The sequence below is a fragment of the Streptomyces sp. NBC_00250 genome (genome assembly GCF_036192275.1).
Lineage (GTDB): Bacteria > Actinomycetota > Actinomycetes > Streptomycetales > Streptomycetaceae > Streptomyces.
Genome location: NZ_CP108088.1, coordinates 8,473,152 through 8,494,422, shown reverse-complemented (window position 1 = coordinate 8,494,422; position 21,271 = coordinate 8,473,152). Strand labels below are relative to the sequence as shown.

Here is a 21,271-nt window from a genome sequence, read left to right as displayed (position 1 = left end):
GGAGTCCACGATCGGGCGCCCTGCCGTCGCCGTACGGCAAGGCGGTGGAACCCGGCAGAGGGCAGGGCCGTGAACCCTTACTTACGGCCGACGCCCGCGTACATCGCGACATCCGCCGTCGGCGTCTCCGGCCGCCACGCGGAGCAGGACACCACCCCGGGGTCGAGCAGCTCCAGGCCGTCGAAGTAGCGGGCGACGGCGGCAGGAGTCCGCTGGGTGAGCTTCGGCGTGCCGTGCTCGTTCCAGAACGCCACCGCCGCGTCGACGTCCGGCATGTCGGGGTGGGTGACCGTGTGCGACAGGACGAGGTGACTGCCGGGGGCGAGCGCGTCCATGAGCCGGCGGACGATCGCGTACGACTCCTCGTCGTCCTCGACGAAGATGACCACCCCGAGCAGCATCAGAGCGACCGGCTGCGAGAGATCGAGCGTCTTCGCCGCGGCGGCCAGGATCGTGTCGACGTCCCGCAGATCGGCGTCCAGGTAGTCGGTGTGACCCTCGGGCGTCCCGACCAGCAGGGCACGGGCGTGCGCCAGCACGAGCGGGTCGTTGTCCACGTACACGACACGCGCGTCGGGGGCGACGCGCTGAGCGACCTCGTGCGTGTTGTCGGCGCTCGGCAGCCCCGTCCCAATGTCCAGGAACTGCCGGATGCCCTCCCGCTCGGCCAGGTACCGCACCGCCCGCCCCAGAAACAGCCGGTCCGCCTTCGCGTACTCCCCGATCCCGGGATGCAGCTCCCGGATCATGTCGCCCGCCTCCCGGTCGACCGGGTAGTTGTCCTTGCCGCCGGTCCAGTAGTTCCATATCCGGGCGGTGTGCGGCCGGGACGTGTCGATACGCGATTCCATGTCAGTCACACCCTCAACGTATCGCGGAGCTTCGGCAACTCCCTTGTGGCGATGGCTCATTACCCCCATTGTTCACGTGTCCGCCGCCAGGTCGCGCCCGGCGGCCCCGCGAGCGTGTCGCTGTCCACGCCCTCCGAGGTGGGCTTGATGCCGGCCTGCGGGGTGCACAGGTCGTGGCTGTGGCCACACGCAGAGTGGAACGGCTGCCCGTGGTGAACGACGCCGGCATGTCCGGAGGGGGTCGTCAGCGGGTGCCGGTGCCCACGAGGACGCCTGAAGACGACTGAACTCGTCTCATGGCGGACAATCCTTATGAGGGGCGGGCAGGGTTCCACTCACCTCAGGGATCGCGATGACCGAGCTGCCGGGCGCCGACTCACCCACTCGGGTCTTCCTCGTGGACGATCATGAGGTCGTCCGCCGGGGGTTGCGCGATCTCATCGACGACGAGCCCGACATGCAGGTGGTCGGGGAGGCGGGGACGGCGGACCAGGCCCTCGCCAGGGGGCCGGCGCTGCGGCCCGATGTGGCCGTGCTCGACGTGCGGCTGCCGGACGGTGACGGCATTTCCGTGTGCCGCGAGCTGCGCTCCCGCATGCCGGAGCTCGCGTGCCTGATGCTGACGTCGTTCGACGACGAGGACGCCCTCATCGACGCCATCATGGCGGGAGCGGCAGGATACGTCCTCAAGCAGATCAAGGGATCCGATCTCGTCTCGGCGGTACGGACCGTCGCCACCGGGCAGTCGATGCTCGACCCGGCCACCACCGCCCGCCTGATGCACTCGCTGCGCGACCCTGAGGCGGCGAAACCGCCGGAGGACGAGCGCCTTGCCGTGCTGTCCGAGCGGGAGCGGTCCGTGCTCGACCTGATCGGCGAGGGGCTCACCAACCGGCAGATCGCCAAACAGCTGTACCTGTCGGAGAAGACGGTCAAGAACCACATCTCGCGCCTGCTGGCCAAGCTGGGCGTGGAACGTCGTGTGCAGGCCGCCGTCATCGCCGCGCAGGTCCACGAGCACGACAACGAGGAGAAGTAGCCCTCAATCCTGACCGGCCGACAGGGGAACCCGCCATTCGAGAACCGTGCCACCCGTCGGCTCCGGTCGTGTGCGGACCGACAGGTCGCCGCCCAGGCGTTCGGCCCGTTCGCCGAGGTTCCGCAGACCGCTGCGCGCTCCGCCCTGCGGGATACCGACACCGTCGTCGCTCACCGTCACCGCCAGGACGCCGCCCTCGGCGACGACGGCCACCTCCGTGTGGCGGGCCTCTGCGTGCCGGGCCACGTTGGTGAGGGCTTCGCCGATGACCGCGATCACTTCCTCGGCCGCTTCGGCCGGCACGTCCGTGTCGAGCAGGCCCTCCATGCGCAGGGCGGGGGCGTATCCGAGTGTCGAGGCGGCCGAGTCGACCGTCTTGACGATGCGATTCCTGAGCTTCGGGGCGGCTCCGGGGGTGTCGTGTTCCCGCAGGCCGAAGATGGTCGACCGGATGATCTTGATGGTGGCGTCCAGGTCGTCGATCGCCCTGGTCAGCCGGTCCGCTGCCTCCGGGTGTTCGACGAACCGGCGAGCGCTCTGCAGGGTCATGCCGGTGGCGAAGAGACGCTGGATCGCGAGGTCGTGCAGGTCGCGGGCGATCCGGTCCCGGTCCTCCAGAAGACTCACCTGTTCGGCGTCGCGGCGCCGGTCGGCGAGTTCGAGGGCCAGGGCCGCCTGCCCGGCGAATCCGGGGAGAGGGCCGATCTCGGCTCCCGCGAACGGCGTCCGGCCGCGGCGCCTCGCGAGGATCATCACGCCGCTGAGTCGTTCCTTCGTACCGACCGTCACCGCGACCGCCGGTCCGAAGCCCTGCCAGCGTTCGGGCTGTACCGTGATCCGCTCGTCGCACTCGACATCGGCCACCGTGACAAGGCCGTCCTTCGCCAGAGCGGCTGCGGCCAGGGTGCCCTCGCTGCTCGGGAGCACGACGCCCCGGTGCGCGTCGGCCGCGTCGCCGCAGGCCAGCGAACCCCGCAGTTCACCGCCGGGCCCGACCAGGTAGAAGACGCCCATGTCGGCGCCCGCGATGTCGACCGCCTGCTCCAGCATCCCGCCCAGCACCTCGGACTCCTCGGCGCCGGACAGCAGGGCGCTGGTCAGGTCCGAGCTCGCCACCAGCCAGCGCTGTCGGAGTCTGCCCTCCTCATAGAGGCGGGCGTTCTCGATGGCGATGCCCGCCGCGACGGCCAGGGTCGTCACGACGGCCTCGTCCTCGGCGTCGAAGTCGGCGGCGCCTCGCTTCTCGGTGAGATAGAGGTTGCCGAAGACCTCGTCGCGGACGCGGATGGGGACGCCGAGGAACGTGTGCATCGGTGGGTGGTGCGCAGGGAAGCCGTACGAGGCGGGATGGTCGGACAGCTCGGACAGGCGCAGCGGCTCGGGGTTCCGGATCAGCTCGCCGAGGATGCCGTGGCCCGAGGGCAGCTCCCCGATCCGGGCACGCAGATCGTCGTCGATGCCGATGGGGATGAATGCGGAGAGCTTCTCGTCGCCGCCGATGACGCCCAGCGCCCCGTACTCGGCGTCCACGAGGGTCACCGCCGCCTCGACGATGCCGCGCAGCACCTGGGGCAGGTCGAGTTCCCGGCCCACGGACATCACGGCTTCGAGCAGCCCTTTGAGGCGGTCCCGGGTGCCCCGCACCTCGTCGATGCGTACCTGGAGCTCCTCGAGCAGTTCGTCCAGTTTCAGCCGCGGGATCCTGGGGCCCGCAGATCCCGGGTTCTCCTGGCCGCCCATCGCACCCTCCGCCCGGGTCTCCCTGCACACGTGACACACCCACGTTCACGGTAGTCCGGGGACGGCCTGTGGTCCTGTCGTCAGGTCCTCGGGTGGAACGCGGTTCGTACGGAGCGAGCCGAGGCAAAGCCATGGCTCTCCTTACGTGGCCCGATGGACCGTCTCCACCCTGGCAGCCGGTCCCCGTACGTCCGAGGGCCGCTCAGACCAGGGACGGTGGACCATTCGGCCCTCGCCGCCCGCCACGCGCGCGTCGGAGGGTGGTGACACGGGAAGCCGCCCCTTCCTCACCCTCCGATCCCCGAACAGGAGGAACGGCGATGAAGCACATGAAGATCGGCGGTCTCATGACCGACGACGTGGTCTCCGCCGTCCCCGCGACCTCGTTCAAGGAAGTGGCGAAGCTGCTCGCCGAACACGACATCACCGGGGTCCCGGTGGTGGACGACGACGACCACGTCGTCGGAGTCGTCTCCGAGAGCGATCTCCTGGCCCGCGACGAGCTGACGGCCCGGGGCCTGATGACCCGGCCGGCCATCACGGTTCACGCCGAGGAGACGGTGGCGGACGCGGCACGGCTGATGGTGCGTCGCGGCGTCGAGCGCCTCCCGGTGGTCGACGAGGAAGAGCGTCTGGTGGGCATCGTGACCCGCCGCGATCTGCTGTGCGTCTATCTCCGCCCGGACGCGGAGGTACGCGACGGCATCCGTGAGGACGTCCTCGCGGAGGTCATGAACCTGCCCGGGAACGCGGTGGACGTGCACGTCCTCGACGGTGTGGTGACGCTCGCAGGTCGTGTCCGGCGGCGAAGCCAGGCATTGATGCTCGTCCGACTCGCCGAGAGCGTGGACGGTGTCGTCGCCGTCGTGGACCGGCTGACCTTCCACGAGGACGACACGCCCCCCGCAGCCCCGGCCCGCACTCCCCATCCGGTCATCTGGTGACCCACCGCAGACAGGACGAACCGTGTCTACCACCGCTCTGACCCGACCGCTCGTGACGTCACTGATCGAAGATGCCGTCAAAGCTCCCTCGATGCACAACGCGCAGCCCTGGAGGTTCGTCCACCCGACGGGCTCCGGTGTCATCGAGCTGCACGGCGACCCGCTGCGCCGCATGCCCCAGGAGGACCCCGACCACCGTGCTCTCCATCTCGGCTGCGGCGCCGCCCTGTTCGGCCTGAGGGTCGCCGCCGCGCACCGGGGCCGGCACGCCGTCGTCCGACTCCTGCCCCGACCCGAGGACCCATGGCACTTCGCCGACGTGGAACTCCACGGCCCCGACGACACCGACGGCGGCCTCACCGCGCTCCACGCCGCCTTGCCTCGGCGCCACACCAGCCGTTTCCCCTTCACCGAGGAGCGGATCCCCTCCGAGCTGATCGACGGTCTGCGCGCCGCGGCCCTCCTGGAGGGCTGCCGGCTGGTCGTCCCGGGGGCCTGGCACACCGACACCGTGCTCGGGATCGTCCACGAATCCGAGCGGTTGGAGGCCGCCGACGAGGCGGTTCGCGCGGAGATCGCCGCCTGGACCCGCACGGGTACCTCCGGCGAGGGCTCCGCGACCGAGGGCATCCCCTCGTACGCCTTCGGGCCGCGGCAGTACGACGTCACCTCGCCGATCCGCGACTTCGACTCACCTCGGCACGTGCCGGAGCGGGCCACGGCGCGCTTCGAGAAGGAGCCCCAGATCGCCCTCCTCAGCACGGCCGAGGACACTCCTCGGCAGTGGCTGACGGCCGGCCAGGGGCTGCAACGGGTTCTGCTCCAGGCCACCCTCGACGGACTGTCGACCTCCCTCATGTCCCAGCCCCTGGAGTGGCCCGAACTCCGCTCCGTCGCACGCGATCCGGAGTCCGCGACCGGTTTCGTCCACATGGTCATCCGCCTCGGTTACGGCCCGAAGGGGCGGTCCACACCACGTCGGCCGGTCTCCGAGGTGCTCACCTTCGACTGAGGTGCTCACCTTCGACTGAAGCCCTCTCCGGCGCGAAGCGGCGGCACTCGGCATCCGCGTCGAACGGCACCCGTGCCCCCCGCCTCGGGCGTCGACTCACACCCGTGCCCCGCCTCGGGCGTCGACTCGTCGAGACACGTGTCGAACGCGGTCTTCCAGGCCGCCGCGTGCGGAGAAGCCGAGTCGAGGAGAACGCCGCGCGGTGTCGAGAACGACACCGCGCGGCGGCGAAGGACCCGTGGGCGGACCGTTCATCCGGCGGCCGGAGTGTCGGGCATCTGCACGGCCGTGTGCTGCGGGCCGCCGAGCGCGACCTTGATGGCGCCGGTGTCGGCCGCGCGGCCGAACACATCGTAGGCCTCCTCCATCTGGTCGAGTGCGAAGCGGTGGGTGACCAGTTCCGCCGCGGGCAGCCGTCCGGCCGCCATCATGCGCAACAGCATGGGGGTGGAGGAGGTGTCGACCAGGCCGGTGGTGATCGTGACGTCCTTGATCCACAGGTCTTCGAGGTGGAGGGCCGCCGGCTTGCCGTGGACGCCGATGTTGGCGACCCGCCCGCCGGGACGGACCATGCGCGTGCACATCTCGAAGGACTCGGGGACGCCCACCGCCTCCATCACGACATCGGCACCCAGGCCGTCGGTGAGATCCGCGACGAGCTGCTCCGGACCTTCGTCGGCCGTCGCGGTGGCGTCGGCGCCGAGCTTGCGGGCGGCGGCCAGCCGGGACTCCGCGAGGTCGACGGCGACGATCCGTCCGGGGCTGTAGAAGCCTGCCGTGGCGATGGCGGCGAGACCGATGGGACCGGCACCGACCACGACGACCGTGTCGGCCGGCCGGACGCCGCCGTTCAGGACGCCCACCTCGTAGGAGGTGGGGAAGATGTCGGCGAGCAGGACGGCGTCGAAGCTGTCGACCGAGTTCGGCAGCGGGTGGACGGACAGATCGGCGAACGGCACCCGGACGTACTCCGCCTGTGTGCCGTCGATGGTGTGGCCGAGGACCCAGCCTCCCCCACCACGGCACTGTCCGTAGCGGCCCTCGCGGCAGAAGCGGCACCGGCCGCAGGCCGAGATGCAGGAGATCAGGACGCGGTCCCCGGGGCGCACGGTACGCACGTCCCGGCCTGTCTCGACGACCGTGCCCACCGCCTCGTGACCGAGGACCCGGCCGGGCGTCACCTCCGGCACGTCCCCCTTGAGGATGTGCAGGTCCGTGCCGCAGATGGTGACGGCGTCGACCCGAACGATCGCATCGCCGGGGTCCTTGATGCCGGGGTCCGGTACGTCCTGCCAGGCGACACTGCCCGGGCCGTGGAAGACGGCTGCCTTCATGGCGCCCACCCACTTCCTCTCGCGCGTTCGGGTGTTCCCTCGACCAGGCTCGGCCGCCGGCCCACAACCACGCATGTGCCGATCGGCCCAGAGGAGGGACCGGTCGGGCCCTGGGGACCCGGCCGCCACCGGTGCGAACGTGGAGTCCGGATCACGTTCCGAAGGAGGGCCGGCCATGTCCGAGGCAGCCCCGAACCCAGCCCCCACCCGCTCGCGACCTGCTCTGCTGAGTTTTCTGGGCGGTGTGGGCACGGTCACCGGCAGCAAGTTCCTCATCGAGAGCGACCACGCGCGGATCCTCCTCGACTGCGGTCTGTTCCAGGGCTTCGCGGACCTGCGGCGCCGCAACTGGGAGCGGTTCGCCCGCGACGCCGCCGACATTCACGCCGTGGTCGTCACCCACGCTCACCTGGACCACTGCGGCTACCTGCCCCGCCTGGTCCGGCAGGGCTTCCGGGGACCGATCCTGTCCAGCGCACACACCGCCCGGCTCGCCGGGATCGTGCTCCGCGACAGCGCACGGCTCCAGGTGGAGGCCGCCCGGCACGCCAACGAGCACGGCTGGTCGCGGCACCGCCCGGCCAAGCCTCTGTACGACGACTCCGACGTGGAGAAGACGCTGGCGTTCTTCGACCGGATCGCCGTGGGCGAGGACGTGGAGATCATGGCCGGCACCCGGTTGAGGCTCCACCGCGGCGGGCACATCCTCGGGTCGGCGTGGGCGCACCTGACCTTGGAGGACGGGCATACCCTGGCCGCCTCCGGGGACCTGGGCCGACCAGGGCACCCATTGCTGCTGCCCCCGGAGCCGTTCTCCGGCGCCGACGTGCTGCTCATGGAGTCCACGTACGGCGACCGACGGCACGACCAGGAGTCCGCCCGGTCAGAGTTCGCCGCCGTGATCGAGCGGACCGTGACCAGGGGCGGCACCGTCGTGATCCCTTCCTTCGCGATCGACCGCACCGAGGTCGTCCTGCACGAACTGACCCGGTTGCGCACGACCGGCGTCCTGCCCCGGTCGGTCCCCGTCTACGTGGACAGCCCCATGGCCCTGGCTGCCCTCGACGTCTACCAGGACGCGGTGGCCGAGCGTTCGGCGGAGCTGCGCCCGGAGATCCTGGCCCAAGGCGCAGCGGCTCTGAGTCCCGAACCGTTCCAGGCGGCGCGAACGGTGCAGGAGTCGATCGACATCAACAACACGCACGGCCCCGCCGTCATCGTCTCCTCGGCCGGCATGGCCACCGGCGGCCGCGTCCTGCACCACCTGCACCGGATCCTTCCCGACCCGCGCAACGCCGTGGTCGTGATCGGCTTCGCCGCGGCCGGCACCCGGGCGCGGGACCTGGTGGACGGGACGCGGGTGCTGAAGATGTTCGGCGAGTACGTGCCCGTACGGGCCGAGGTCGCCGACGTCCCGCATTTCTCGGCCCACGCCGACGCCGGCCAGATCGTCGACTGGCTGCGCGGCGCTCCTCCCCCGCACACCACCTACCTCGTGCACGGCGAACCGGCCGCCTCCGAGGCCCTGCGCGACCGCATCGACCACGAGCTGGGCTGGACGGCCGTCGTGCCCCGCTCCGGAGAAGCCGTCCTGGTCCGCTGACCCAGGCCCTTCGGCCCCCTCGGTTTGGCCTGCGCGGCCCTGCCGTCGGCAACCCGACGCGCGGGAGCCTGTGGGAGAAGAGCTGGAGGACACCATGAGCACCACGCGGACCCCGCTGGACGAAGTCGCTCCCGAGGCCCGCGACCGGCTCCTCGAACACGCCCGCCCCGCCGCGTTCCCCGCGGGAACGCGCGTCTTCCGCGAGCCGCAGCACGCCGACCGCTTGCTGCGGGCCGCCAGGAGGCGGTGCGACACCGTCGCGGCGACGCGGACGAACGCGGAACCCCCGACCTGCGCCCGGTGAGGAGACAACCATGACCACCCGGCCGTTCACCGTCGCCGATGTGATGACCACAAAGGTCGTCGCCGTGCGGCCCGGCGCGGAGTTCAAGGAGATCGTCGCCGCGATGGAGCGGTGGAAGGTGACGGCCCTACCGGTGGTCGAGGGCGAGGGCCGTGTCGTGGGAGTGGTCTCCGAGGCGGACCTGCTCCTCAAGGAGGAGTTCCACGACCACCGCCTCGGACTCATCGAGCAGATGAGGCGGCTCGGCGCGACGGCGAAGGCCGGCTCCCGACGGGCGGCGGATCTGATGACCTCGCCCGCGATCACCGTCGCCCCCGACGCCGCGCTGCCGCAGGCCGCCCGCCTGATGGCCGCCCACGGTGTGAAACGACTGCCGGTCGTCGACACACACGGCACGATCCGGGGGATCGTGAGCCGGTCCGACCTCCTGAAGGTGTTCCTCCGTCCGGACGAGGGCCTCGCGGCCGAGGTCCGCCACGACGTCGTCGAGCATCTGTTCCCCGCCTCTCACCACCGGATCGACGTCCATGTCGAGGAGGGCGTCGTGACCCTGTCCGGACGGGTCCGCGACAGTTCCCTGGTCCCCGTCGCGGCACGTCTGGCGCGAGCGGTCGAAGGCGTGGTGGACGTACGGTGCGAGCTCACCGCCGACGCCGAGGTGTAGGCGTGCGACGCCGAGGTATAGGCGTGCCATGCCGTCCCCGTGCGAGGCGCGAACCGGCCGCGCAGGTTCACAGCGTGTCCCAGGTGACCACCACCGACCTGAGTCGGTGAGCAACCACCTGGACAGCACCCGGACCGACGGACGCGCTCCGGGTGCTCCCACACTGCCCGCCCCACGGCCACTGCCCGCCCCACGGCTTCGCTCCCGGACAGGGCCGGCCCACGGTGGGCCATGTCGCGCCTCCGGGTGGGCCGCCTGGGCGGCCGAGGCCCCCGCTCAGCGGGCGGCGACGAGTTCGGTTCCGATGTGGTGCGCCCAGGCCCGGATGCGCTCCGGGTTGCGGAAGTCCCCACCTTTCCCCTGCCGGACCAGGGCACGGGCGATCGGACCGGGTGTCTCGGCGGTCATGGAGCCACCGAAGGTGACGTGCTCCCTCGCGCCGAGCTTCTTCATACGACGGGCCACACCGGGGACAGGCGGAACGTCACCTTGCTCGGCCGAACCGTCCACGGGACCGCTGCTGAACAGCCAGACGGGCCGGTCCCGCAGCTGTGCGGCGTTGCGCCGGGCGCACCGGCGCGCCTTGCCGTTCCAGTGCCCGGCGTAGAGGGCGCCGCCGAGGACGACTCCGTCGTAAACGCTGACGTCGGTGACGGCCTCGGCCGGCACGACGACCGCGTCGATACCGTCGGCCTGCAGCGTCCGGCCGATCTCGTCGGCGATTCCGGCGGTCGCACCGTGCTTGCTGCCGTAGGCGACGAGAACGCGCTTCGGATTCATGACGTCTCTCCCTGGGAGGCGCTGTCGCCCCGCTTCACCTGGATGGTCCGCCCGCTCTTGCCGGCCTCGTCGGGCATGGGGACGCGGACGGTGAGAACGCCGTCCTTGTACGAGGCGTCGACACCGTCTGCCGGAATCGTCGCCGGGAGGCGCACGGTCCTGCGGAACGCTCCGTAGCGGAACTCCGAATGCTCCTTGTCCTGCTCGCTCTCGCCGCGCTCCGCACGCACCGTGACGAGGTCGTCGTCGACCGTGATGGTGATGTCCTCCGGGTCCATCCCGGGCAGCTCTGCTCGCAGCACGCACCCGCCGTCGCCGGTGGACATCTCCACCGGGATGGAGTGGGCGGCCGTGGCGGGGCGCCATCCGGGCAGTCCGGGGAACTCGCTGTTGAACAGGTCGTTGAAGTCGGGGAAGAGGCTGCGCCTGCGTTCCACCTTGCCTCCGGACATCGTTCCCTCCTGGTCCGTGGTCCTGGGACTCGTGTGGTCCCGCGGACCGGTCAAGGAGCCGGGTCCGACTCCGTAACCCACTCTTCCGCCGTGCCCTCGCACGGTGGAGTGCCCAACGGGGCCGCCGAGGAGGGCCGAACGGTCCGCTCCGGGAAGGGACCGGTCGGCCCTGCGCAAGGCGTCGCCCAAGGGGCTCGTAGCGGAACGGGCTGATGAAGGGCTCCTTCGGGGAAGCCGCCCCAGGGGCCTGCCGATTCGCTTCCGTCACAGGTGGACGCCATCCGCTTCGTACGGCCACGCGGCCATCGCGACCCCGAGGATCGGCCGAGAGTCGGGCGCGGCACCCGCCCGCAGCCGGGGCCAACGGCACCCGGCGGGACGGCCCCTGGCTCAGGGGGCGATCTTGTGGGGTCGAGCAGAGAATGACCTGGAGGAGGCTCTCTCACGATGTCGGAATGGGCGGGTCGCAGTCTGTACGTCATGGGACCTGGAATCCGGGACGTTCCTGAGCGCGGTACGAGACGAGGCCGTTCACGTGCTTGAGGAACAGGGAACCGACGGATCTCGTTTCGGCCACGCGCCGTACGGCAGTCCGTCACCGCCCGACGACCGTACGGAGGAAGCCGTGGGCGTCGGTGGTCGACTCCGCGACGGTGGCGCCCCTGGGTGGCTGGGCGGGCTGCCACTCGACTCTCAGGACGAGTCCTCGTCGATCAGGGACATCACGGCGCGGCTGAGGGCGTCGTTCCCCTTGGTCGACACGGTCGTCGTCGAGGCGACGGTCAGAACCGCGTGGGACTCGTTCCGCCAGGCCAGGGTCAGGGCCTACCTCCCGATCCTGGTCGAACGCCGGTCCCGCAAGGCGCTCGCCTCGTACCGCGCCCCTCCCGGCCGGGAGGGGCGCGAGCGAGTCGTGGAGTCCGCGAGTGCTCCCGTGCCCTTGGGCGGCGAGTGACGGACCGCCGCTGTCGTCGGCGCCGAGGTGCGCCGTGCCCGCCTGACCGGAGAAGGGTTGATGTGATGTCGGACAGGAGAGCCGAACGCATCGCGGAGTTCATCGAGCCGCTGGGCGTGCGGCCCGGGCTGGTGGCCCGCCGGTCGAGAGCCACGTGAGGAAGGCGGGCTCGTGACCACTCGGCCCGACGGCCGGGGGATGCCCTCCCGCTTCCGGGGAGTGCCCGGCATCCGCGCAGTCTCCGCCTACCGGCGCGAGTGGCTGGCCAAGGACCTCGTCGCGGGGGTCGTCCTCACCACGCTGCTGGTGCCGCAGGGCATGGCGTACGCCGAGCTGGCGGGCCTGCCGGCGATCACCGGCCTGTACACGACGATCCTCTGCCTGCTCGGCTACGCGGTGTTCGGGCCCTCCCGGATCCTGGTGCTGGGCCCGGATTCCTCGCTGGGGCCGATGATCGCCTCCACCGTGCTGCCCCTGGTGGCGGCCGACGGGGATCCCGACCGGGCCGTGGCGCTGGCGTCGATGCTCGCGCTCATGGTGGCGGGCATCATGATCCTTGCCTCGGTGGCGAAGCTCGGCTTCATCGCCGACCTGGTCTCCAAACCGACGATGATCGGCTACATGAACGGCCTGGCCCTGACCATTCTGATCGGTCAGCTCCCCAAGCTACTGGGCTTCAAGGTCGAGGCGGACAACCTGATCGGCGAGTGCGTCGGCCTCGTCCGGGAGATCGCCGACGGGGCGGCGGTGCCGGCGGCCGCGGCGGTCGGCATCGGTGGTATCGCCCTGATCCTGGTCCTGCAGCGCTTCCTGCCGAAGGTCCCCGCGGTGCTCGTGATGGTGGTCCTGGCGATCGCCGTGGCCGCGGTCTTCGACCTCGACGAGCACGGCGTCAACCTGGTCGGGGTGCTGCCCGAGGGCTTCCCGCCGTTCACGATCCCCGATGTGCGGCTCGCCGACGTCGCACCGCTGCTCGGCGGTGCGGCGGGCATCGCCCTGGTGTCCCTCGCCGACACCATCTCCAACGCGTCGGCCTTCGCGGCCCGTACGGGGCAGGAGGTCCGCGGCAACCAGGAGATGGCGGGGGTCGGTGCGGCCAACCTGGCGGCCGCTCTCTTCCAGGGCTTCCCCGTCAGCACGAGCGGGTCCCGTACGGCGGTGGCGGAGCGGGCGGGGGCCAGGAGCCAGCTGACCGGGGTCGTCGGAGCGGCGCTCATCGTCCTCATGCTCGTGCTGGCTCCGGGCCTGTTCCGCAACCTCCCCCAGCCGGCCCTGGCCGCCGTGGTCATCACCGCGTCGCTGTCCCTGGCCGACGTACCGGGAGCCGTACGGCTGTGGCACCAGCGCCGGGCGGAGTTCCTGCTGTGCTTCGCCGCCTTCGCCGGAGTGGCACTGCTCGGCGTGCTGCCCGGGATCGCCATCGCCGTGGCCCTGTCCGTGCTCAACGTCTTCCGGCGCGCCTGGTGGCCGTACGACACCGTACTGGGGCGGGTGCACGGCCTGGAGGGCTACCACGACATCCGTTCCTATCCGCAGGCCCAGCAGTTGCCGGGCCTGGTGATCTACCGGTTCGACGCCCCGCTCTTCTTCGCCAACGCGAAGACCTTCCGGGACGAGGTCAGGCGGCTGGCCGGGGCGGATCCGCGGCCGAGCTGGATCGTGGTCGCGGCGGAGCCCATGACGGACGTGGACACCACCGCCGCCGACATCCTGGAAGAGCTCGACGAGGCGCTCAACGCGGACGACGTGCACCTCGTATTCGCCGAGCTCAAGGACCCCGTCCGGCGCAAGATCGAGCGGTACGGGCTCACCCGCACCATCGACCCCCGTCACTTCTTCCCCACCGTGGAGGCCGCCGTCACCGCCTTCCGCCTGCGCACCGGAGCGCGATGGACGTCGCTCACCACGACCGAACCGCCCGGTGAGCCCGGCCCCGGGGCCGCTGGTCCCGCGTCCCCCGACGGGAAGTGACCGCCCGACCCGGCCCAGGTGACTCGGCCACCGCAGCTACCGGCCCCCTTGTGTCGAGGTCGCCGACAAAGCCACAGACCAAGTGGGTCAGACGACCTCGCGTGGGTCGAGCGGCATGTGCCAGAGGTTGCGGCGGTGGGTCGTGTCGTACGTGGCGAGGAGCGGGGACGGCGGCACGGCCAGCACGGGGCAGACCGCGTGGGTCTGGCAGTACCGGGCGACAGAGCGGTGGACCAGGCGGCGCAGGGGGCCGCGGGCTCCGGTGCCCACCACCAGGAGGTCGTCGGGGTCCTGTGCGACATCGACGAGCGCCGCGCCCGGGCTGCCCCAGACCGTGACGCCCTGGACCGGGATCTCCGGTCGCACGGGCCCGAACGCGGTGTCGAGCGCCTCGCGCAGCCGGTCGCCGGCCGTCGCACGGCATTGGGCCACGGCCGAGACGTGAGCGGAGTAGCGGCCGCCGAGTTCTCCGCCGGGCGTCTCCCAGGCCAGGACGGCCCACAGCTCCGCCCGGCGCAGCCTGGCCTCGGCAGCGGCCCGGTGCAAAGCCGCCAGGCAGCCGAGGCTCCCGCTCACTCCGACCACTATCTTCGGCACTGCCTCCCCCTTCGTTTCGCGTCGCGGCGCTCCCCGCGGTATTTCCGCGCCTTCCGCAATTCGGCGTTCGGCACGGCACCCATTACGCCGTGGGGAGGGAGGCCGGGGCGGTTCCACTGACGCGATTCTGACGTCGCCGTACGTGGCTCTGACGCAGTACTTACGCGACTGTGAGCCGGCGAGGGCGCGCTCACGGCCGCGTGTCCACGGTCCGCACACCCGGCCACGGGTGATCGCCGCAATGCCGCCGGCGGCGAGGCCACAAGGAGAATCCGCAGGACCGAGCGCGTGTACGGCGAATCACGTGACCTCCTACCGATCATGGCGTTAGGCACACGCAAGCGGCCGGAGGAGACGACCGTCGGCCATTCAGCGATGAGCAGTGGGAGGCATACATCGTGTTGACCGGTGACAGCTTCAGCAGCAGCACCTTCGCCATCGAGTTGGGCAAGTTCCAGGTCGAGACCGTCCAGAGCGTCTCGGGACTTCAGCTGGAGCAGGACGTGGTGGAGGTCCGGCAGGTCTCACCGACCGGGGAACTGCTCATTCGCAAGCAGCCGGGGGCGCGCAAGACCGGTGAGATCACGATCACCCGCGGCATGGACAAGAGCACCGCGTTCACCGACTGGATCAAGGCCACCCTGGTCAACGCCGACCTCGACGCCGCGCGACAGAACATCACCATCGCGTTGAAGGATGCGAAGAAGCAGACCGTCCGCCGCATTCACCTCAGCAATGCCTGGGCGTCCCGTTGGGAGGGGCCGCAGCTGGGAGGCGGCGAGTCCGGGGTCGCCACGGAACAGGTGACGATCACCTACGAAGACATCACCGTCGAGTAGCGGTCGGCTTCTGCTCCCGGCGGATCACGGTCGAAGCCACAGGTGGACTACGGCGACGTGGGCCCGTTTGCCGTAGCGGGTTCGCGGCGGGAACCGGTGGACCTCGCAGGTCCAGCGTGATCACGACACCAGACGGGCCTCGCGTCCGGCCCGGCTCACCGCCGCCGGTAGTCCGAGGAACGCCGCCGCGACGACCCCCGCTTCTCCGGTCATCGCCGCCTCACCTCCCTCACCCCGCCGCTCTCACCCGTCAGCGTGGGGCCATCGGCCGCCGACCAGGGCGGCCAGCGCCGCGGGATGCTCCTCGACCACGAGATGCCCGGCGCCGTCGACGACGTCCAGGTCGATGCCGAGCCTGGTGCGTGCCGCCGGGCGGAGTCGGTTCAGCGGCAGGAAGACGTCGTGCGACCCGTTGACGACCAGCCGGGGAACGGGCCGCGCCGGAAGCTCTGCCGCGCCGGGTGCTCCGCTGGAGCGGGCATGTCGGGAGACGAGCGTCATCCACTCGACCAGTGCCCCGCGCGGCAGGTGGCCCGGACCGTGCATGGCTCTCAGGAGCCGGGCGCTGTGCGCCGGGGCCGGCCGCAGGAACCATGCGGCGGAGGCGGCCAGGACTCCGGGCGTCAGTCGCAGTTTCGTGAGGCCGCCGGGGGAGGCCAGGACGAGGCGGTCGATGCGCGGCGAGGCGCTGGAGAGGGCGATCGCGGCACCGAAGGAGTGGCCCATCACCACGACGGGCCCGGCGCAGGCGTGCTCGACGACGACGCTCAGCCATGCGCCGTACCAGGACAACCGGCCGCCTGAGAGCCCTCGTTCACCTGAACTGAGACCCGGCTGCCCCGGAACGTCCACGAGCACGACGCGGTGTCCCGCGTCGACCAGGGCGCCGGCGAGAGGCAGGGAGGCCGCGGCGTTGAAGTTGGTGCCCGGGACGAACACCACGGTCGTCGCGCCACTGCCGGCGGTGACCAGATGGGTCTCCGCGCCCATGGCGGTGACGGTCATCCGGCCGTGCGCCACCGGCCAGGCCTCCAGCTGCGCGAGGCACCATCGGCGGATGTGTTCCCGTCCGGCAACGGTGCGGTAGATCGAACCCGTCCCCTCGACGTCGCGGCTCATCGCGCCGCCTCGCAGTCCCGGCCGGCGTTGTCGCGGGGCCTGATGAAGGGCGGACGAGCCCCGTCAAGGGTGTCGCGGACGAAGGTCGACAGAACCTCGGATCGGTTCGGCTCCCCTCGGCCGTCCCAGGCGCGGCTGCCCGCTCCCTCACGTCCGGCCTGCGCGTCAGGCACCAGCCGGTGGACGGTGCTCGTCTCGATGAGCGAGCGGGGACGTGGTGACGTCTCGAACTCTCCGTCGTACCGGCGAGCCCGCCGACTCCACGAGTATCCGGCGGCAAACAGGACGGCGAACGGCGCTGCCAGGGGGGAAGGCCGGAGGTACCGGCGGCGAGAAGTACCCACGGCTCGCAGGCTATGGGGTGCGGACAGCGCGGGGACAGTCAGCACCACCATCCTGACGACGATTTGATGACCCCCGGACACCTACACGGACGGCGACATCTGCACCATGCTCATGCGCTCGGCCGGATCGCTCAACGATAGGTAGTCGAGGGGCCTTCAGCGGCGGGGCGGCCGGGGCCGCTTCGGCGCGCCTCCTCTCACCGGATCGGCTCGCGCCCCTCCGGGAGGCCGATGACCCTGTAGATGTACGCATTTCGCGTCCGCGACAGCCTCGCCATAGCGTTCACCTCCATTCCATTGCAACGCATCACTGGAGTGCTGTTGCGTTAGATCCAGAACCATTGCAATGAAATCCTGCAACTGGCCTGCGGCAATAGCATTTTCACGCGATGAAGTGCTTGCCGGAGCTTCGAACGCAACGTAGCTTTTCCTTCATCGGAAACAGCGAGGCGAACAACCGCCCGCTATGAAGAAGGAGTAAGCGCCATGCAGAAGTTCGACACCGCCACCGCCATCGTCACCACCCTCGCCGTCCCCGCCGGACGCATCCGCCTCATCGCCGCCGACCGCGCCGACACCACCGTCGAGATCCTCCCCGCCGACCCCTCCAAGAGCCGCGACGTCAAGACGGCCGAGCAGACCGAAGTCACCTACACCGACGGCGTCCTGCGCATCGAGGTCCCCAAGCCGAAGAACAACGTCCTCGGCAACACCGGCTCCATCGAGGTGACGGTCCAGCTCCCCGCCGGATCCCGCGTCGAGGCCCAGGCCGCCGCCACCGAACTCCGCTCCGTCGGACGCCTCGGCGACGTCACCTTCCAGGGCGCGTACGGGGAGATCACGATCGAGGAGGCCGCGAACCTGACCCTCACCGCCACCGACGGCGACGTCCAGGTCGGCCGCCTCACCGGCTCCGCCGAGATCACCGCCGCCCGCGGCGACATCCGCATCACCGAGGCCACCCGCGGCACGCTCGCCCTGACCACCCAGAAGGGCGACATCACCGTCGGCGCCGCCACCGGCGTCTCCGCCACCCTCGACGCCGGCACCGTCTACGGCCGCGTCACCAACTCCCTGAAGAACGACGGCACTCCCGCCCTGACCATCCGCGCCACCACCGCCTACGGCGACATCACCGCCCGCAGCCTGTAACGCCATCCCGCCCGACGCGCAGCCCCCGAAGGAGCACCTCACATGACCACCCAGGCCATCGCAGCGAACGGGCTGCGCAAGTCCTACGGCGACAAGACCGTCCTCGACGGCATCGACCTGACCGTCCCCGAAGGCTCGGTCTTCGCCCTCCTCGGCCCGAACGGCGCGGGCAAGACCACCGCCGTGAAGATCCTGTCCACGCTCATCACCGCCGACGCCGGCCAGGTGACGGTGGCGGGCCACGAACTCGCCACCGCCCCGCAGGCCGTGCGCGCCGCGATCGGTGTCACCGGCCAGTTCTCGGCCGTCGACGGTCTGATCACCGGCGAGGAGAACATGCTCCTGATGGCGGACCTGAACCGCCTGTCCAAGAAGGAGGGCCGCCGGGTCACCGCCGAACTCCTGGAGCGTTTCGACCTGACCGAGGCGGCGAGGAAGCCCGCGTCGACCTACTCCGGCGGCATGAAGCGCCGCCTGGACATCGCGATGACTCTGGTCGGCAACCCCAGGATCATCTTCCTCGACGAGCCGACCACCGGCCTGGACCCCCGCTCCCGCCACAACATGTGGCAGATCATCCGCGAACTCGTCACCGGCGGGGTGACGGTCTTCCTCACCACCCAGTACCTGGAGGAGGCCGACCAGCTCGCCGACCGCATCGCCGTCCTCAACAACGGCAAGATCGCCGCCGAGGGAACGGCGGAGGAACTCAAGCGCCTGATCCCCGGCGGGCACATCCGCCTCCGGTTCTCCGACCCGACCGCGTATCAGAGCGCCGCATCCACCCTCACGGATGCGACCCGCGACGACGAGGCCCTGGCACTGCAACTGCCGAGCGACGGCAGCCAGCGCGAACTGCGCACCATCCTCGACCGGCTGGACACGGCCGGCATCGAAGCCGACGAACTCACGGTCCACACCCCCGACCTGGACGACGTCTTCTTCGCCCTCACCGCCACCGTCCCCACCCAGTCCAAGGAGTCCGTCCGATGAGCTCGCTCTCGCTCGCCGCCCGCGACACGTCCACCATGCTGCGCCGCAACCTCCTGCGCGCCCGGCGCTACCCCTCCCTCACCCTGAACCTGCTGCTCACCCCGATCATGCTCCTGCTGCTGTTCGTCTACATCTTCGGCGACACGATGAGCGCGGGCATCGGCGGCGGCGACCGCTCCGACTACATCGCCTACCTCGTCCCCGGCCTCCTCCTCATGACCATCGGCTCGACCACGATCGGCACGGCGGTCTCCGTCTCCACCGACATGACCGAGGGCATCATCGCCCGCTTCCGGACCATGGCCATCCACCGCGGCTCCGTCATCACCGGCCACGTCATCGGCAGCGTCATCCAGTCCGTGATCAGCGTCGTCCTCGTCGGCGCCGTCGGCGTGGCGATCGGCTTCCGCTCCACCGACGCCACCGCGGTCGAGTGGCTGGCGGCCTTCGGCCTCCTGGTTCTCTTCGCCCTCGCCCTGACCTGGATCGCCGTCGGCATGGGCATGGTCAGCCCGAACGCCGAGGCCGCCAGCAACAACGCGATGCCGCTGATCTTCCTCCCGCTCATCTCCAGCACCTTCGTCCCCGTCGACCAGATGCCCGGCTGGTTCCAGCCCATCGCCCAGTACCAGCCCTTCACCCCCGCCATCGAAACCCTCCGAGGCCTGCTCCTGGGCACCGAGATCGGCCACAACGGCTGGCTCGCCCTCGCCTGGTGCCTCGCCCTCGCCACCCTCGGCTACTTCTGGTCCAAGGCGGTGTTCAACCGCGACCCCAAGTGACCCGGAACATGAACACACGGGCCGACGCCCGTAGCCCATCCCGCCCGAGGGCGGCGTGACCCGACACCACGTCGGCGTACGCCGCCCTCGTCCGCGTTCCCGTCCTCGCCGGATCATGGGCCTCAGGTGGTCGCCTGCGCCACAGCGCCCGACGAACGCCGCCGACACCTGGCCCTGGCCTGCGTCGCCGGACTGACCGCCGACATCGCGGCCCGCGGCCACCGCGCCAGCTGGAGCTGCTCCCGCGACAACCGCCCGAGCCGCCTGCTCGCCTGGACCGCCGACTTCCGGCTGACCCACGAATACGTCCACCATGTGGCCGGGCCCATCAGCCACGCGTAAAAGTGGCCGACGCCGCGTAGGAAGCTCGCCAGGACGGACCGGCAGGGTTACGCAGCAGCTCTAGCGTCCGTTCCATGGAGCCACGATTCACCCTGCAACCGGAGTCGGGGGACCGCACGGTCCAGGATCGCGAGTGGGCCGGCCATGCCCGGTCCGCCACCGGATGCGCCGGGCTGCTCCTGGCCGTGTCGCTGACCGTGGACGCCTGCGACGGCGGTCTGAACCTGCCCGCGACGCTGCTGTGGATCGGCCTGGCTGTCATCCTCTTCGTCGTCCTGCTGCCCGCCAAGGTCGTCGCGGCGCCGGGCAGCCTGACCGTCCGGACGCTGTGGACCCGGACGACCGTGCGCACCGACCGGCTCGCCGCCCTCCGCTGGCCGGACGGCATCGAGCAGCGTCTCGTGCTGACCGATACGGAGGGCGGCCGGGCCCAGGTCGAACTGCGCGTCCTCCTCGCCAACCCGCCACTCTGGCTGCTCCTGGAAGCGGATGCGAGGACCTCCCGGGAGAACGGCACCCTGAAGGCCGGCGTGCGGGATCTCGGCCGGCTCGCCCACCGCGTCGAACGGGACACCGCCCACTCGGTCTTCACGATCTCGGGCCTGCACTGACGCTGTCGTCGTCCAGCGCGGCGGCGGCCTGAGCGGCCAGATCCGCGGCGACCAGGCGTGCCTCCAACGGCGGGGGTGCGGAGCCTGGTTCGGGGGTCAGCATGAAGCGGCCCTGATAGCGGCCGTGCACGATCGCGCGCAGTTCGATCTCACCGTCCGGCCAGCCCTGCCGCTCCAGGTCCCAGATCCAGTCGGCCACCTTCACCGTCCCGTCCGGGTCGAGCCGTGGCGGACGCCCGATGAGCGTGCCGTACTCGAAACGGCAGGACCTCAGCTCAAGCACCTCCATCAGCTCCTCCCGCACCCGTCGGACGACGTCGTCGGACGACGTACTGACGCGGGCCAGCCGGGTGGTGCCGTGCAGTCGCTCCAGGTGCGTGGCGTCCGTGACGGCCACGCGCTTCATCGTTCGTCCGTATGCGGCCAGTTGGGACGCGATCAGGCCGACGAGCAGGAGCAGGACCGCCGTCTCGATGTCGGCGCGCTCCTGGATGTGGAAGCTCTGGTACGGCGCGGTGAGGAAGAAGTCGAACCACGCCGCCGCAGACAAGGCTGCGAGTGCGCCGGCGAAGCGGTTGCCGAAGGCCGACACGGCGACGACCACGACGACGAGCAGCAGCGCGGCATTGGTGTGCGTGACGGAGGTCCGCAGCGGCAGCAGCACGAGCGCCGCGGCGAACGGTGCCAGGACTCCGGCGGCGACGGCGGCCGTGTCCCGAAGCGGAATCCTCATGACCCACCTCGCAGGATCCAGCCCCCCTCTGCCCCCTACACGTCAAGCCTCCGCCCGGTGCGGCGTGGAGGGCACCGGGCGGAGGAGTCCTTGACGGATCTCTGACGACG

Annotated in this window: 22 protein-coding genes; 14 read left to right on the top strand and 8 right to left on the bottom strand. The window is 70.8% G+C overall.

The window, feature by feature from the left end:
* Positions 1-77: 77 nt before the first annotated feature.
* The gene (locus OG259_RS38285; protein WP_328946452.1) at positions 78-860 is read right to left on the bottom strand and encodes an SAM-dependent methyltransferase; all 783 of its coding nucleotides are present in this window, start codon (positions 858-860) and stop codon (positions 78-80) included.
* A 343-nt stretch (positions 861-1,203) separates the two neighbouring features.
* Between OG259_RS38285 and OG259_RS38280 the strand changes: the two genes are divergently transcribed.
* The gene (locus OG259_RS38280) at positions 1,204-1,890 is read left to right on the top strand and encodes a response regulator transcription factor (protein ID WP_328946451.1); all 687 of its coding nucleotides are present in this window, start codon (positions 1,204-1,206) and stop codon (positions 1,888-1,890) included.
* A 3-nt stretch (positions 1,891-1,893) separates the two neighbouring features.
* Here the strand turns inward: OG259_RS38280 and OG259_RS38275 are convergent, their stop codons facing one another.
* On the bottom strand, positions 1,894-3,630 hold the full coding sequence (locus OG259_RS38275; RefSeq protein WP_328947298.1) for a sensor histidine kinase: 1,737 nt from the start codon (positions 3,628-3,630) through the stop codon (positions 1,894-1,896).
* 320 nt (positions 3,631-3,950) lie between these two features.
* Between OG259_RS38275 and OG259_RS38270 the strand changes: the two genes are divergently transcribed.
* Together OG259_RS38270 and OG259_RS38265 are read left to right on the top strand one after the other, a co-directional pair.
* A complete protein-coding gene (locus tag OG259_RS38270) occupies positions 3,951-4,574 on the top strand; it encodes a CBS domain-containing protein (RefSeq protein WP_328946450.1) in 624 nt (207 codons plus the stop codon).
* 22 nt (positions 4,575-4,596) lie between these two features.
* Positions 4,597-5,586: an Acg family FMN-binding oxidoreductase gene (locus OG259_RS38265; RefSeq protein WP_443052086.1), complete on the top strand. Its 990-nt coding sequence runs from the start codon at positions 4,597-4,599 to the stop codon at positions 5,584-5,586.
* Between the two features lie 251 nt (positions 5,587-5,837).
* Here the strand turns inward: OG259_RS38265 and OG259_RS38260 are convergent, their stop codons facing one another.
* Positions 5,838-6,920: a zinc-dependent alcohol dehydrogenase family protein gene (locus tag OG259_RS38260; RefSeq protein WP_328946448.1), complete on the bottom strand. Its 1,083-nt coding sequence runs from the start codon at positions 6,918-6,920 to the stop codon at positions 5,838-5,840.
* Positions 6,921-7,095: 175 nt separating this feature from the next.
* On the opposite strand from OG259_RS38260, the gene OG259_RS38255 reads away from it, so the two are divergent.
* The 3 genes from OG259_RS38255 (at position 7,096) to OG259_RS38245 (ending at position 9,491) form a co-directional block, all read left to right on the top strand.
* Positions 7,096-8,523: an MBL fold metallo-hydrolase gene (locus OG259_RS38255; protein ID WP_328946447.1), complete on the top strand. Its 1,428-nt coding sequence runs from the start codon at positions 7,096-7,098 to the stop codon at positions 8,521-8,523.
* A 94-nt stretch (positions 8,524-8,617) separates the two neighbouring features.
* Positions 8,618-8,827, top strand: a complete 210-nt coding sequence (locus OG259_RS38250) for a hypothetical protein (RefSeq protein WP_328946446.1) — start codon at positions 8,618-8,620, stop codon at positions 8,825-8,827.
* A gap of 10 nt (positions 8,828-8,837) precedes the next feature.
* Positions 8,838-9,491 carry a CBS domain-containing protein gene (locus tag OG259_RS38245; RefSeq protein WP_328946445.1) on the top strand — a complete coding sequence of 218 codons (654 nt, stop codon included), beginning with the start codon at positions 8,838-8,840 and terminating at the stop codon, positions 9,489-9,491.
* 276 nt (positions 9,492-9,767) lie between these two features.
* Here the strand turns inward: OG259_RS38245 and OG259_RS38240 are convergent, their stop codons facing one another.
* Positions 9,768-10,271, bottom strand: coding sequence for a flavodoxin domain-containing protein (locus OG259_RS38240; RefSeq protein WP_328946444.1), 504 nt, complete (start codon positions 10,269-10,271; stop codon positions 9,768-9,770).
* A complete protein-coding gene (locus tag OG259_RS38235; protein ID WP_328946443.1) occupies positions 10,268-10,723 on the bottom strand; it encodes an Hsp20/alpha crystallin family protein in 456 nt (151 codons plus the stop codon). Before OG259_RS38235 ends, OG259_RS38240 begins: the two co-directional genes overlap by 4 nt.
* A gap of 625 nt (positions 10,724-11,348) precedes the next feature.
* Between OG259_RS38235 and OG259_RS38230 the strand changes: the two genes are divergently transcribed.
* Together OG259_RS38230 and OG259_RS38225 are read left to right on the top strand one after the other, a co-directional pair.
* Positions 11,349-11,678, top strand: coding sequence for a three-helix bundle dimerization domain-containing protein (locus OG259_RS38230; protein WP_328946442.1), 330 nt, complete (start codon positions 11,349-11,351; stop codon positions 11,676-11,678).
* 198 nt (positions 11,679-11,876) lie between these two features.
* The gene (locus OG259_RS38225) at positions 11,877-13,649 is read left to right on the top strand and encodes a SulP family inorganic anion transporter (RefSeq protein WP_328947297.1); all 1,773 of its coding nucleotides are present in this window, start codon (positions 11,877-11,879) and stop codon (positions 13,647-13,649) included.
* An 87-nt stretch (positions 13,650-13,736) separates the two neighbouring features.
* On the opposite strand, the gene OG259_RS38220 is transcribed toward OG259_RS38225, so the two are convergent.
* Positions 13,737-14,246 carry a universal stress protein gene (locus tag OG259_RS38220; RefSeq protein ID WP_328946441.1) on the bottom strand — a complete coding sequence of 170 codons (510 nt, stop codon included), beginning with the start codon at positions 14,244-14,246 and terminating at the stop codon, positions 13,737-13,739.
* A gap of 398 nt (positions 14,247-14,644) precedes the next feature.
* Here OG259_RS38220 and OG259_RS38215 point away from each other — a divergent pair, with 398 nt between their 5' ends.
* Positions 14,645-15,085, top strand: coding sequence for a phage tail protein (locus OG259_RS38215; protein ID WP_328946440.1), 441 nt, complete (start codon positions 14,645-14,647; stop codon positions 15,083-15,085).
* Positions 15,086-15,328: 243 nt separating this feature from the next.
* On the opposite strand, the gene OG259_RS38210 is transcribed toward OG259_RS38215, so the two are convergent.
* A complete protein-coding gene (locus OG259_RS38210) occupies positions 15,329-16,204 on the bottom strand; it encodes an alpha/beta fold hydrolase (protein WP_328946439.1) in 876 nt (291 codons plus the stop codon).
* 830 nt (positions 16,205-17,034) lie between these two features.
* Between OG259_RS38210 and OG259_RS38205 the strand changes: the two genes are divergently transcribed.
* The 5 genes from OG259_RS38205 (at position 17,035) to OG259_RS38185 (ending at position 20,428) form a co-directional block, all read left to right on the top strand.
* The gene (locus OG259_RS38205) at positions 17,035-17,700 is read left to right on the top strand and encodes a DUF4097 family beta strand repeat-containing protein (protein ID WP_328946438.1); all 666 of its coding nucleotides are present in this window, start codon (positions 17,035-17,037) and stop codon (positions 17,698-17,700) included.
* Between the two features lie 42 nt (positions 17,701-17,742).
* Positions 17,743-18,693: an ATP-binding cassette domain-containing protein gene (locus tag OG259_RS38200; RefSeq protein WP_328946437.1), complete on the top strand. Its 951-nt coding sequence runs from the start codon at positions 17,743-17,745 to the stop codon at positions 18,691-18,693.
* Positions 18,690-19,475 carry an ABC transporter permease gene (locus OG259_RS38195; protein WP_328946436.1) on the top strand — a complete coding sequence of 262 codons (786 nt, stop codon included), beginning with the start codon at positions 18,690-18,692 and terminating at the stop codon, positions 19,473-19,475. The genes OG259_RS38200 and OG259_RS38195 overlap by 4 nt, the downstream gene beginning before the upstream one ends.
* A gap of 126 nt (positions 19,476-19,601) precedes the next feature.
* The gene (locus OG259_RS38190) at positions 19,602-19,817 is read left to right on the top strand and encodes a GNAT family N-acetyltransferase (RefSeq protein ID WP_328946435.1); all 216 of its coding nucleotides are present in this window, start codon (positions 19,602-19,604) and stop codon (positions 19,815-19,817) included.
* Positions 19,818-19,891: 74 nt separating this feature from the next.
* Entirely contained in the window at positions 19,892-20,428 is a 537-nt protein-coding gene (locus tag OG259_RS38185) for a hypothetical protein (protein ID WP_328946434.1), read from the top strand.
* Here OG259_RS38185 and OG259_RS38180 read toward each other — a convergent pair.
* The gene (locus OG259_RS38180) at positions 20,406-21,161 is read right to left on the bottom strand and encodes a DUF4118 domain-containing protein (protein WP_328946433.1); all 756 of its coding nucleotides are present in this window, start codon (positions 21,159-21,161) and stop codon (positions 20,406-20,408) included. The two genes, OG259_RS38185 and OG259_RS38180, sit on opposite strands and share 23 nt — an antisense overlap.
* Between the last annotated feature and the right edge of the window lie 110 nt (positions 21,162-21,271).